The organism is Nonomuraea jiangxiensis (assembly GCF_900099965.1).
Taxonomy (GTDB): domain Bacteria; phylum Actinomycetota; class Actinomycetes; order Streptosporangiales; family Streptosporangiaceae; genus Nonomuraea; species Nonomuraea jiangxiensis.
The window spans coordinates 188024-200785 of sequence record NZ_FNDJ01000016.1 but is presented as its reverse complement, the minus strand read 5'-3'; the positions used below and the strand labels follow the sequence as shown (position 1 = coordinate 200785).

Genomic DNA, 12762 nt, shown 5'->3' with positions numbered 1-12762 from the left:
GAATTATCTTCATGGGACCCGTCCGCCGCCGGACAAGGCGCTTCCTTCCCGCCACCTGCGCCACGAGAGCTGCCAGAATCCCCAGCCGTTGTCCCATTCGAGCTCGCGGCTGGTGCCCGTGATGGTGACCGGGTCGCCGCGCAGGGAATTGTCGAAGAACCACGCCGCCTGGTCAGGGCGGGAATTGATGCAACCATGGCTGACATTTGCCCGGCCCTGCGCCCATACGTTGTCCTTGGCGTGCACGTATTCGCCGCTGTCGGAGATGCGTACGGCGTGCTCGATCATCACGTCGTAGAAGCCGGGTTCGCCCTTCTCCCGGCCGGGCGAGACCATGCGGACCGGGCTGGCCTTGTCCATCGTCAGGTGGATGCCGCTGGTCGTGGTGTATTCGGGGGTGGTGGCCATGCCCGCGCTGATGGCCATGCGCTGCACCACCCTGCCGTCGCGCTGGACCACCATACGGTGCGTCGTGGTGTCGATCGAGGTGGTCTGGTCGCGGCCGACGGTGAAGGCGAAGGTGGAGTCGACGCCGCCGTAGACGCCGTCGGCCACCCGCACCCCGGCCAGATGGGCGGTGACCGTGACCTGCTGCCTGGGCGCCCAGAACCGCCGGGTGCGGTAGACCACCCGCGTGTCGCCGATCCACCGCCACGCCCCCTCGACCGGGGTCTCCGACCTGACCTCCAGCGCCCGCTCGACGGCCGCCTTGTCCGCCACCGGGCCGTCGAAGTCGATGATGACCGGCATCCCGGTGCCGACCGTCTCGCCGGGCAGCGGCGCGGTCGAGGCCACCCGCACCGTGCGGTCCGCGGCCCGGGTGCGGAAACGGCCCGTCGCCACCGTGGCGGGGCCCCGCGGGGCCGCGGCCGTGGCGGTCACCGTGTATTCGGCCCCGGGTTTCAGCGTCCAGTCGGAGCGCCAGACGGTGTGCGAGCCGTCGAGCCTGCCCGGCACGTGCTGCCCGCCTTCGGAGACCAGGACCCTGCCGAGCGTGCCGCCCCGCGCCCTGACCACCACGCCGCGCTCCGGTCGGGCGTGCTTGCTGTCGAGGGCCGGCCGGATCTGCACGACCGGGGGCGGGGAGGGAGGCTCGGCCGGCGCGGCGCCGCAACCGCAGCAGATCAGGAGGAGGGCGACACAGATCAGCACGGCACGCCGCATGTGACTCCTGCTTTCCGAGGGAAGGGCGATCCCAGGGTAGCGAGGAGTCAGCGGCCAAGCACGTTGAGTTACTTATCCGACGGTTCCGGAAACCTCGCCCAATGTCAGGGCGCCGGCGGTGGCCCGGATGGTGACGGTGTCGCCGTCCTCCAGGAATGAGCGCGTCTCGCCGCTCGCCAGCTTGATCGGATCGGCTCCGTTCCAGGTCAGCTCGATGAGTGAGCCCCGCTGGTCGCGCTCCGGCCCGGAGATTGTGCCGCTGGCGAACAGGTCCCCGGTGCGCAGCGAGGCGCCGTTCACCGTCATGTGCGCCAGCATCTGGTCAGGCGTCCAGTACATCCCCGAGTACGGTGGCCGCGCCACGACCTCCCCGTTGAGCAGCACCTCCAGGGAGATGTCCAGCCCCCAGTCGGCCTGCCGGCCCAGGTAGGCCACCGGTTCGGGATCCTGCGCGCGCCCGGGGATCCTGGGCAGCGCCTCCAGCGGGGTGATCCACGGCGACACCGACGTGGCGAACGACTTGGCCAGGAACGGCCCCAGCGGCACGTACTCCCACGCCTGGATGTCGCGCGCGCTCCAGTCGTTGACCAGCGTCACTCCGAACACGTGCTCCTCCAGCGGCCCTGCTGGGACGCCGGGCGCGGTCGGCACCCCGACCACGAACCCCAGCTCCGCCTCGATGTCCAGCTTCGCGCACGGCCCGAACACCCCCGCCCCGAGCTGCCCGCTGGGCCGCCTGACGGGAGTGCCGGACACGACGACCGTGCCCGCCCTGCCGTGGTAGCCGACCGGAAGGTGCCGCCAGTTGGGCTGGAGCGGCTCCGAGCCGGGACGGAAGATCTTGCCCACGTTGCTCGCGTGCTCGATCGAGCAGTAGAAGTCGACGTAGTCGGCCACCTCGAAGGGCAGGTGCAGCCGCACCTGCTCCAGCGGGATCAGGTGCCGCTCGATGACGGTGAGGTCGTCGGTGAGCTTGTTCTGGATCAGGGTCCTGGTGTCGTGCCAGGCCGCGCGGCCACGGGCCATGAACGGGTTGAGCGAGGGCGCGGCGAACACCTCGTCGTGCAGCGCGGGCGCCAGGTCGAGCACCCGGTCGCCGAAGCGCACCCCCACCCTCGGCCGTTCGCCGGGGGCCGAGAACACCCCGTAGGGCAGGTTGTCCACTCCCCAGCTCCCCAGTGCCCCGGCGTGCCCGTTCACACTTTCTCCTTGATCAGTCCGAGGGTGTGCAGGTCTTCGAGCGGCGTGCTGGTGCTGCACGAGCCGTAGCTCACCAGCAGCGTCCTGGCCCGTCTCGCGGTGCCCTCCGGTACGGCCTGCGCGAGGCGTACGAGGTGGCCCACGTCGGTGGTGCGCAGCACGGGCGCCGGATCGCGCCCCTCCACGGCCTCGCAGACCGCCAGCACCAGGTTCAGGAAGCCGTGCCGGTCGACGCCGAGCGAGGGGTCGAAGTGGCGTACGGCGTGATGCAGCCCGGCGGTGGCCTTGAACGGGATGCCGTGCTCGACGCAATGCCTGATGAACCCCGCCAGATGCTCCACCGCCGGGAACGCCTCGGCGCTCGACCCGCCGCAGCGCACCTTCAGCCCCACGCCCGCGGGCACGTCGATGCCCGTTCTGCGCGGCTCCACCTCGACGAAGAGCCGCACGTCCGAGGGCAGCCCGAGCGTGCCGGCCAGTGCCTCGACCGTCGAGTCGGGCGGCAGCAGGGCCTCGACGAAGTCCACCGGCAGGTCGTCGAAGGAGGGCAGCCGTGTCGTGTCCGCGATCAGGCCGATCCGCCGCGGCCGGTACGCCATGCCGCGCAACCGGTCGAGCCGGCTGGCCGGGCACAGGAAGCGGTGGGTGAGCACCGGGTTGCCCCGCTCCAGGTCGCGCCGGTTGCGTTCGAGCGCCTCGTCCATGTGCAGCGAGGTCGGCGGGAACAGGCCGGCGTCGTCGATCAGCGCGTTGTAGACGCTCATCGGGCCCAGGTCCAGGCGTAGCCGGGATCCTCGCACGCCAGGGCGCCCTGGCCGAGGTCGAGCGGGCGGAACGTGTCGACCATGACGGCCAGCTCGCTCGTCGTCGTGACGCCGCGGGCGACCGCCTCGACCACCGCCTCGACGGCTCCGGGCTGCGGCCCGTGCGTGAACCCTGCCGGGTGCAGCGAGATCGAGCCGACGTCGATGCCCGAACCCTGGCGCGCCGAGTAGTCGCCGCCCACGTAGAACATGAACTCGTCGGAGTCCACGTTGTGATGGTTGTACGGGATCGGCACGGCCTCGGGATGGTAGTCCAGCGGCCGCGGGCAGAACGAGCACACCACGAACCCCGGCCCCTCGAACGTCTGGTGCACCGGCGGCGGCGCGTGCGTCCGCTTCACGATCGGCTCGAAGTCGTTGATGTTGAACGCGAACGGATACAGGCAGCCGTCCCAGCCGACCACGTCGAACGGGTGGTTGCGGAAGAACATCCTGGTCAGCCCGCCCCGGGTGCGCACCAGCACCGGCACCTCCTCGCCCGCGACGATCAGCGGCTCGGCGGGGGCGCGCAGGTCGCGCTCGCAGTAGGGCGCGTGCTCCAGGAACTGCCCGTGCTGCGACAGATATCGTTTGGGCGGCCTGATGTGCCCGAACGCCTCGATGGCCAGCACGTTGACCTGCCCGTTGGGCACCCAGCGGTGGATCGTCCCGGTCGGCACGACCACGTAGTCGCCCTCCCCGGCCTCGATCACGCCGTACGTGGACTCGAAGCGCACGCTGCCGCGCTGCACGTAGACGCACTCGTCACCGGTGGAGTTGCGGTAGAGCTCGCTCGGCTGGTCGCTGGTGGCGTACGACAATCGGACGTCGCCGTTGCCCGCCAGCGGCATGCGACCCATGACGAGGTCGCCCGTGCCGCGCAGCTCCTGCGTGCGGAAGTGGCGCGGCGAGAGCGGCAGGTTGGGCGCGAGGCGGGTCTCGTTCGCCGGAGTGACCGCCTCGACCTTGACGATCGCGGTCGGCAGGTGGCGATGGTAGAGCAGCGAGGAATCGGACGAGAACCCTTCCTCGCCCATCAGCTCCTCCGCGTAGAGACCGCCGTCCGGGCGCCTGAACTGCACGTGTCGCTTGCGCGGGACCTCCCCGACGACACGGTAGTAGGGCATTTCTCTCCTCCGTCGTGTCCGTTAATCGGACGTACATGTCCTCTATCTGGGACAACCGTCCGCTATCGGTATGGAGATGTCAACCCAGCGCGGCCGCGAGCTCGGCGGCTGCGGCGACGACCCGCGGCCCCGTGGACTCCCTGAGCGGTCCGAACGTCACCACGCCCACCGACGCCTCCAGCCACGGAAGCCCCGTCACCGGCGCGGCGACTCCTTTCGCTCCTTCCTGCAACTGCCCTTCCGTCACGAAGTAGTCATCCAGACCTTCGCGCAACGCCAGGATCGCCCGCCCCGCCGCGCCTCTGGCCAGCGAATGGCGCGAGCCCTCGCGGTAGGCCACGTGCATGTCGGTCCACGACGGCTCCACCACCGCCACGGCCAGCCCGTCGTCGCCCTCGGCCACGGTCAGGTGCGCGGTCGCGCCCACCTCCTCGGCCAACCGCCGCAACGTCGGCACCGCCGCCGCCCGCAACAGCGGTTGTACGGCCTGCGCCAGCACCAGCAGCCCGAACCCGAGGTGCACCCGCCCCTCGGCGTCCCGGCGGACGAACCCCTCGTTCATCAGCGTCGTCAGCAGCCGGTAGACCACGGGCCGGCTCAGCGACAGCTCGGCGCTCAGCTCGGTCGGGGTGCGCCCGGCCCTGCCGTCGGCGAGCAGTCTCAGCAGGCGGAGCCCGCGTTCCAGGGTCTGAGCGGATTCAGCGGCCATGTGACCGATTATCTAGTGACGCTGCGCGGTGAAGGGGGTACGTAACGGTGAGTTGAGCCGGGGGGATTGATGATGCGGCAGAAGTGGGCGCTCCTGCTTGTCGGGGCAGCCGTATGCGCGCTGTCGCTCACCGTGCCCTCCCTCACCATGACCCGGATGTCCGAGGAGGCCCCGCTCGACCCCCGGCGGGCCCTGGTGGAGGACACCTTCTACGTCACCGAGGGCATCGAGGTCGACCAGCGGCTGCTGCCCACCGCGCCCGGCGTCGACTTCCGTGCCGCCTACCTGGCCGTCGGCGTCAGGGTCGACGGCACCGGCAGGGTGTACGGCACGCCGCGCCGCGCCGGCACCTACACCGCCCCGATCCAGCTCTGCGCCGGTCTGTCGTGCCACGTGCAGCGGGTCACCCTCGTGGTGCTGCCCAACGTGCCCTGGGAGCCGCGCGAGCTGATCTTCCCCGGCCGCGTGGGCGCCGCGCTGAACGGCGAGATCGGCGTCGACGGCGGCCCCGACGGCGTGATCCCCACCTTCACCGTGACCAACCACGCCAAGCTGCCCCGGCACGTCACCATCGGACCCGACGGCCACGTGGGCGGCGTTCCCGAGGCGCCGGGCGTCTCCGAGGTGCCGGTACGGATCTGCGTGGCGGGCAACTGCGCGGGCGTCGTCGTCCGGCTCATCATCGTCTGAGCCTTGCTGTCACCGGCCTTTACGGTCACCGTGGTCTTATGAAATCGGTCATTGTGGTCGGAGCGGGCATTTGGGGGTCGTCACTGGCATTGCGGCTGGCCGAAACGGGCTGGCAGGTGACGCTCGTGGAACAGTACAAACCGGGTCACGTACGGCAGGCCAGCGCGGGCGAGACCCGGCTGATGCGCTGCGCGCACGGCTCCGACGACTGGTACGCCCGCCTCGCCTGGCAGGCCAGGGACGACTGGCGGCGGCTGGGCGAGCGGGTGGGGGAGGAGCTCTACCTGGAGGCGGGCATGGTGTGGTTCGCCGGCACGCCGGACGGGTGGGAGCAGGCCAGCGCCCAGGTCCTAAAAAATTTGGACATCGAGTGTGAGGTACTGGACCCCCGCGACGGCGGCAGGTTCTTCCCCGACTTCCGCGGCGACGACCTGTCCTTCCTGCTCTGGGAGCCGCACGCGGGCGTGCTGCGGGCCAGGCGGGCCACCCAGGTGACCGCGGCCCTGGCGGTGGCGGCCGGGGTCCGGCTGGTCAGGGGCCGGGCGACGCCCGTACCGGGGGACGGTTCGCCTTATCTGAGCGCGGTCGAGGTCGGCGGCGAGGTATGGCACGCCGACCGGGTGGTGTGGGCGTGCGGCGCGTGGTTGCCCGCGCTGTTCGAGCTCGGGCAGCTGACCGTGACGAAGCAGGACACGCTGCACTTCGCGGTGCCGGCCGCGTGGTCGTTGCCCGAGACGCCGGCCTGGCTGGAGTACGGGGCCTCCATCTACGGGCACGGCGACGTGGACGGGGTGGGGATGAAGGCCACCTCCGACGCGGAGGGGCCGCCGTACGAGCCGGAGCACGGCAGCCGGGTCGTGGACGCGCACAGCGAGGAGGTGGCCAGGGCCTACCTGCGGCGCAGGTTCCCCTCGCTGGCGGCGGCGCCGGTGCTGTTCAGCCAGGTGTGCCAGTACACGCTCACCCCCGACGCCGAGTGGCTCATCACCGAGGTGTCACCGGGGGTGTGGCTGCTGGGCGGGGATTCGGGACACGGGTTCAAGCACGCTCCGGCGCTGGCCGAGTACATGGCGGGCGTGCTCGACGGGACCCACCCGCCCGAGCCCCGCTTCGGGCCGCATGACCGCACCCCCTCCCGCGGACTGAGGACGAGCGGACAGGTCCGGTAGGGCGCTCCTCACCGGAACTCGGGGGACGGCGGGCATGAACCGGACGGCCCGCGCGGCGGACACTTCAGTGACAACCCGCCGGACTCCGAAAGGCCCGTCATGAGCACCTCGACCAGCACCGCCACGGACACTGCCAAGATCACCGCCCCCCGGACCGGGACCCGCCCTCCCAACGACATCCCGCCCGTCGTATCCGCCGCCGCCATGCTCTGGTTCGTGGCCGTGGGGCTCGGCGTCACCGAGACCGCGCTGGTGGTCACGCAGGAGCTGACGGCGGGCACCTCCACGCTCGCCGAGCTGCTGCCGCAGGTCGGGCTCCGGCTGGCGGTGTTCGCCGGGGCGGTCTTCCTGACCCTGCGGCTCAGGCACGGCAAGAACTGGGCGCGCTGGACCCTGGCCGGGACGCTGGGCGTGTTCGGCACGCTCTCGCTGGTGGTCGGGCCGATCCAGTGGCTGCTGGACGGGGGCTCGATCGCCGCCGCCGTGGCCGGGGCCGACGCGATGGGACTGGCCTTCGCGGCCAGCCGGATCCTGCACGTGCTGGCCGTGCTGGGGGCGATGGCGCTCATGTTCCAGCCCAGGGCCAACGCCTGCTTCAGGTCAGCTTGAGACGGGTTCGAGCCGGGGGGCGCGCAGGTTGCGCACCCCCGGCGACAGCAGCGCGGCGAGCGTGGGCAGCACGACGAGGACCGCACATCCGAGCAGCGCCTCCTCGGTGCCGAACAGGCTCGCCGCCGGCCCCGCCAGCAGCAGCCCGATCGGGCCGAACATCATCGACCCCAGCACGTCGTACGAGCTGACCCGCGACAGGGACTCGGCCGGGACCTCGCGCTGCATCGCCGTCTGCCACAGCACCCCGAACACGTCGAAGCACACGCCGAACACGAAGGCCCCGACCACGATCCCCCAGAGCGGCGCGTCCAGCCCGAGCAGCACATACGGCAGCGCCGCCGGCAGGCACAACAGCACCGCCACCAGGATCGGACGGCTGGGCCGCACTCGCATCGAGACCAGCACCCCGGCGATCGTCCCGACGGCCTCGCCCGCCAGGAACGCCGACCAGGCCGCCGGGCCGCCCAGCGACTCCTTGGCCAGCAGCGGCCCGAGCACCCCGTGCCCGGCCTGGACCGCCATCACCAGCAGCGAGAACTGCGCCACGACCACCCAGATCCACTGCCGCGACCGGAACTCCCGCCACCCCTCGCGCAGGTCGCCCAACACCGAGTGCCGCCCGGCCGCGTTCCGATCGCCCGGCGGCAGCCGCAACATCGCGATCAGCACGCCCGCGAGCGCGAACATCGCGGCGCTCGCCGCCAGCGCCCAGCCCCCGCCGAACAGCACCACCGTGCCCCCGCCGAGCACCGCGCCGGCCACGCGGGAGGCGTTCGCGCCCAGGCCGAGCAGGGCGTTGCCGGTCTGCAGCCGGTCGACCGGCACGACCTCGGGGATGATCCCGGTCAGCGCCGGGAACGTGATCGCCGTGGCCACCCCGCTCAGCGCCGCCGCGGCGGCCATCGCGGGAAGCGGGGTCCAGCCGACGAGCAGCATGCACGCCAGCGCGAGGAACCCCGTCATCATCAGGAACTCGCCCACCATCATCACCCGCTGCCGCGGCAGCCGGTCCGCGATGACACCGCCGGCCAGCATGAACACGATCATGGGCACCGACTCGGCGGTGAGCACCACGGAGAGCGTCGAGGCGGTGGCCCCCGGCAGGCCGAGGATGCCGAACGCCAGCGCGACAGGCGCGAACGCGCTGCCCAGGACCGAGATCGTGCGCGCCACCAGCAGCAGCGTGAACCGGCGGTCCCGGAGCAGGCCCAGATCGCCCAAGTAACTGTGCACGGTCGCGCCCCCAAAAATCGCGTCAAACCCCGTAATTCTGCCGTTTCCGCCCGCTCTTTGTCGCCCGATATTTCGCCCGGTGTTGTCACTGTCCTGACAAGACTGAACGCGGAATGTGCGGATGTTTGGCAAGAACCGCCCGGCTGTCTCCCGTAATTTGCTAGGTCCCTGCTGTCGGCGAGGGGACCGCAAGCCTTTGTTCGAGTCCGTTGGGCGCCTGGTCCATCGCGGTAGGTGGACGCTGCTGGTGCTGAGCCTGGCGGCCACCGTGCTCGCCGCGCCGCTGGTGGCAGGGCCACCGTCAGGGCCGGTGGCGGGCGGCTTCGAGGACCCGCGCACCGACTCCGCCACCGCCGCGCGCTGGACCGAGGCGTGGTACGGCGGCGCCGCGGACGTGGTCGTCCTCTACCGGCATCCGACGGTCAAGGTCCGGGACCCGCGATACCGGCGGGCGGTGCACGACTCGCTGCGGCGGCTGCCGGGGGCGTACGTGCGGGGGACGGTGACGTACTGGACCGGCGGGGCCGGGGAGATGGTGTCGCGGGACGGGCGGTCGACGTACGCGCTGGTCACGCTGCGCGGCGGGCCCGAGGCCAAGCGGGCCGGGTACGCGGCCATCGAGGAGCGGCTCAGGGACGCCGGGAATCTGCGGGTGTCGGTCGGCGGGCCGGTGCCGCTGGCGGCGGACTTCGACGGGCGCCTCGCCGGCGACCTGACCCGGGCCGTGGCGGTCGCGGCGCCCGTGCTGCTGGTGCTCCTGGTCCTGGTGTCCGGGAGTCTGGTGGCGGCCGTGCTGCCGCTGGTCGTCGGCGCCCTGGCGGTGCTCGGCGCCCTGGCCTGGCTCCGGCCGGGCGCCGGCGTCTCGTGGTACGTGGTCGTCATGCTCGGGCTCGTCCTGGCCGTCGATCATTCGCTGTTCGTGCTTCGGGTGTTCAGGGCGGAGCTCCGGGCCGGGGCCGGCAGCGAGCAGGCCGTGGTGCGTACGGTGGCGACGGCCGGGCGTACCGTGGCCTGCGCCGGGCTGGCGGTGACGGCGGGGCTGCTGGTGCTCGCGCTGTTCCCGCAGCCGTTCCTGCGCTCGACGGGACTCGGGGCGGCGGCGGCCGCCTCGTCCGCGACGCTGGCCGCGCTGGTGGTACTGCCCGCCCTGCTGGGCATCCTCGGCCGACGGGTGAACGCCCTTCGGCTCCTCCCCGGCCCCGGGCGTCGCTGGGACGGCGGGGGCCGTCAGAGCGAGGGCCTTCCCGGCGAGGGCCTTCCCGGCGAGGGCCGGTCTGGTGGGGGTCGGTCTGGTGGGGGTTGGCCTGCTGAGGGCCGGCCCAGTGGGGGTCGGCGCGGTGGGGGCTGGCATGGGGTCGCGGCGAGCGTCACGCGGCGGTCGGTGTCGCATGCGGTCGTGGTGATCCTCGTGCTGCTCGTCCTGGGGTTCCCCTTGACCCGGGTCACGTTCGGGAGCCCCGATCACCGGGCCCTGCCCGCCACCGCCGAGAGCCGCCAGGTGGCGGAGGCCGTGGACCGGGACTTCGCCCCCGCCGCCCTGTCGCCGATCGACGTGCACGTGCTGGTCGTACGGTCCTTCGCCACCCGACCCGCCACCCCGGGCCCGCTCGGGCAGGGCCACGTGCCGATCAGCGCCGTCACCCGCGTCACCGCGGCCGACGTCCGGCCCCTCAAGGCCCGGTTGGAGCAGCTTCCCCAGGTGACGGGCGTGCGGGTGACCGGGGTATCGCAGGCCGGCGGCGCGGTGCGGCTGGCCGTCCGGCACGAGGCCGCCGCGGATGCGGCCCCGGCTCTGGTGAGGCTGATCCGGTCCATGCCGCCCGAGCCGGACGTGCGCCGGGTGGTGGTCGGCGGGCCCGCCGCCGAACAGGTGGACGCGCGGGACAGCCTGCTCGCCGGCCTCCCGTGGCTGGCCCTGATGGTGTCCCTGGCCGTGGGGGCGCTGCTGCTCGCCGCCGGCGGATCGCTGCTGCTCGCGGTCAAGGGGCTTCTGGTGACCGTTCTGTCCCTCGGGGCCTCCTGCGGCGCGCTCACCTGGGCCGCCCAGGACGGCCCGCTGTCCCCGTATCTCGGTCCCACGGGAGCGATCGATCCCGCGGTGCCGGTCCTGATCGTGGTCGTCGTGTTCGCGCTCTCCACGAACCACGAGTTCTTCCTGGTGTCGCGGGCGCGTACGGAGTGGTCGCGCACGGGGGACGCCGCGGGTGCCGTGGCGGCGGGGCTTAGGCTGCCGGCACCCGCCCTCCTCCGGCTCCTGGGCCCCATGGCCTGGCGACACCCCCGCAAGCCCTCACCTCAGGCGAGTGCCGGCGAAGAGACGGGTGACCCACCGGACGCACCGCCCCGTGTAGCGGCGAGCGCCGATCGGTGGCCGGTCGTCTTCGGCGTGGACACCGATCCCGTGCAGGTGGCGGAGGCCGGGGAGCCGGGGGAGGACGTCGAGGCCGGGAGGGTCGGGTGGGTGAAGGTGGGTGAAGGGCGGGCCAGGGTGGTGCGGCCGGGGGCCGGTGGCCGCGGGTGGGTGTGGATGGAGGTGGATGAATGACCGTGAGGCGGACGAAAGGGGTTGTCGTTACGCCCGCGTGTCCGGTATTCGACGGGTCAGGAAACGCCGTGCGACGAGAACGCTGACCGCTTGCTGATAGTGGCCGGACAAGTGACAGATCGCATTGAACGTTGTTGATCGTCCGGATATTGTGCGATATGCCCACGATCACCCCCGGGAAGTAAAGGCCTCATGCGACTGCGGCAGATCTTCGTCATCGGACTCGCTCTCTCACTCCTAGGCATAGGCGTTCCAGCGTGGTCGGAGGACGACCCCCGCAGCTGTAACGACCAACTGCCCGCCGGCACCCCGTCGTACGTGGTCTGCCGCACGTTGGCCACCCCCGAGGAGGCCGCGGAGATCGCGGCCTTCTGGCTCAGCGACGACGGCAAGAACATGGTCGACTCCGGCCCGCTGGACCGTCTTGAGCTCACCTGCGACCAGCCCGGCGACCAGTGCCCGGAGGCCGAGGGCGACGGTGAGATCCACGACGTCGGCGCGCCGGACGTGCCGGGCGCCGAGGACGGCGGCACGCCCGAGTGCCAGAACGGCGAGCAGTGCTACGTGGACGGCCACGGCATCAGCGCCGCCGACCGGGCCGCCGCCCAGCAGACCCCGGCCGGCCAGGCCACCCAGGCCGTCGCCCCGACCGGCATGCGCGTCTGGATCGACACCGAGCTCGCCGACGACTACAAGGCGGGCAACCTGGAGGAGGCCGCCAAGAAGGTCGCCGCGCTGGCCGTCACGCAGCCCGGGGTCGTCGGGATCAGGTTCTCCTCGCAGCTCGGGTTCAACCAGACGTTCGCCTCGGCTGACGAGGTCGACAAGTTCGTCACGGAGGCCTCGAACGCGCTGCACGCCCTCGTGCCGGGCAAGAAGCTGGCCGTGCACACGGTGGTCCCGGTGTTCGGCTGCGGTGGCAATGAGACCTGCCGGACCGAGATGACGAAGAAGTACCCGCTGCTCGACCCCGACCACATCGGCGCCTGGCTGACCAACGGTCTCATCGACCAGCTCTCCCTGGACACCGGCCACCTGGCCACCGAGTACGCCACCTGGAAGATCGACGCCGCCGAGGCCCGGCGCAACCAGTCGATCCAGGTCCGTGCCCGCGCCTGGGACGCCTACGGCCAGATCGCGTACGAGGACGCCTCCTTCGCCACCGCCGGGGCCGCCCCGCTCACCGAGGAGCAGACCACCCAGGCCATCACCGACCGCATCGCGGCCCCGCTCCAGGAGGACGCCGCCGAGAGCGTCACCCTGTGGTCCCGCTGGCAGAACGACCAGGGCCAGGTGAGCCGCGCGTACGGCGAGAAGTGGGCCGCCAGCGCCACCTGGGACCAGCTCAAGAAGCTCGGCGAGATCCGCCCCCGCCTGGCCACCGTCTACGACCCGGCCAACCCCGAGGTGGACGTGGCCACGGACCTGAAGAACCTGTCCGAGGTCTTCGGCCAGGTGTACCTGCACGCCGCCTGACCGAGGCGAAGCGGCCTGGCCCCGGTCAGGCCGC

11 protein-coding genes are annotated in these 12762 nt (G+C 72.0%); 5 read left to right on the top strand and 6 right to left on the bottom strand.

Annotation, left to right across the window (positions count from 1 at the left end):
* Positions 1–9: 9 nt before the first annotated feature.
* The 5 genes from BLS95_RS32730 to BLS95_RS32710 form a co-directional block, all read right to left on the bottom strand.
* Positions 10–1164 (bottom strand): L,D-transpeptidase, encoded by a 1155-nt coding sequence (locus BLS95_RS32730; RefSeq protein ID WP_090940288.1) that lies wholly within the window; start codon positions 1162–1164, stop codon positions 10–12.
* A gap of 72 nt (positions 1165–1236) precedes the next feature.
* A complete protein-coding gene (fahA, locus tag BLS95_RS32725; RefSeq protein WP_090940285.1) occupies positions 1237–2364 on the bottom strand; it encodes a fumarylacetoacetase in 1128 nt (375 codons plus the stop codon).
* On the bottom strand, positions 2361–3128 hold the full coding sequence (locus BLS95_RS32720; RefSeq protein ID WP_176993500.1) for a hypothetical protein: 768 nt from the start codon (positions 3126–3128) through the stop codon (positions 2361–2363). The genes fahA and BLS95_RS32720 overlap by 4 nt, the downstream gene beginning before the upstream one ends.
* On the bottom strand, positions 3125–4294 hold the full coding sequence (locus BLS95_RS32715) for a homogentisate 1,2-dioxygenase (RefSeq protein WP_090940282.1): 1170 nt from the start codon (positions 4292–4294) through the stop codon (positions 3125–3127). Before BLS95_RS32715 ends, BLS95_RS32720 begins: the two co-directional genes overlap by 4 nt.
* Before the next feature lie 79 nt (positions 4295–4373).
* On the bottom strand, positions 4374–5003 hold the full coding sequence (locus tag BLS95_RS32710) for a helix-turn-helix domain-containing protein (RefSeq protein ID WP_090940279.1): 630 nt from the start codon (positions 5001–5003) through the stop codon (positions 4374–4376).
* Positions 5004–5072: 69 nt separating this feature from the next.
* On the opposite strand from BLS95_RS32710, the gene BLS95_RS55995 reads away from it, so the two are divergent.
* The 3 genes from BLS95_RS55995 (at position 5073) to BLS95_RS32700 (ending at position 7471) form a co-directional block, all read left to right on the top strand.
* Positions 5073–5693: a hypothetical protein gene (locus BLS95_RS55995; RefSeq protein ID WP_218136091.1), complete on the top strand. Its 621-nt coding sequence runs from the start codon at positions 5073–5075 to the stop codon at positions 5691–5693.
* Positions 5694–5731: 38 nt separating this feature from the next.
* The gene (locus tag BLS95_RS55990; RefSeq protein ID WP_176993498.1) at positions 5732–6862 is read left to right on the top strand and encodes an NAD(P)/FAD-dependent oxidoreductase; all 1131 of its coding nucleotides are present in this window, start codon (positions 5732–5734) and stop codon (positions 6860–6862) included.
* A gap of 99 nt (positions 6863–6961) precedes the next feature.
* On the top strand, positions 6962–7471 hold the full coding sequence (locus BLS95_RS32700) for a hypothetical protein (protein ID WP_090940276.1): 510 nt from the start codon (positions 6962–6964) through the stop codon (positions 7469–7471).
* Here the strand turns inward: BLS95_RS32700 and BLS95_RS32695 are convergent.
* Entirely contained in the window at positions 7463–8707 is a 1245-nt protein-coding gene (locus tag BLS95_RS32695; protein ID WP_090940273.1) for an MFS transporter, read from the bottom strand. The two genes, BLS95_RS32700 and BLS95_RS32695, sit on opposite strands and share 9 nt — an antisense overlap.
* 196 nt (positions 8708–8903) lie before the next feature.
* Between BLS95_RS32695 and BLS95_RS32690 the strand changes: the two genes are divergently transcribed.
* Both BLS95_RS32690 and BLS95_RS32685 read left to right on the top strand, forming a co-directional pair.
* Complete coding sequence (locus BLS95_RS32690; RefSeq protein ID WP_176993497.1) at positions 8904–11252, top strand: MMPL family transporter; 2349 nt, start codon at positions 8904–8906, stop codon at positions 11250–11252.
* A 192-nt stretch (positions 11253–11444) separates the two neighbouring features.
* Positions 11445–12728, top strand: a complete 1284-nt coding sequence (locus BLS95_RS32685) for a hypothetical protein (RefSeq protein WP_143043951.1) — start codon at positions 11445–11447, stop codon at positions 12726–12728.
* Positions 12729–12762: the final 34 nt, after the last annotated feature.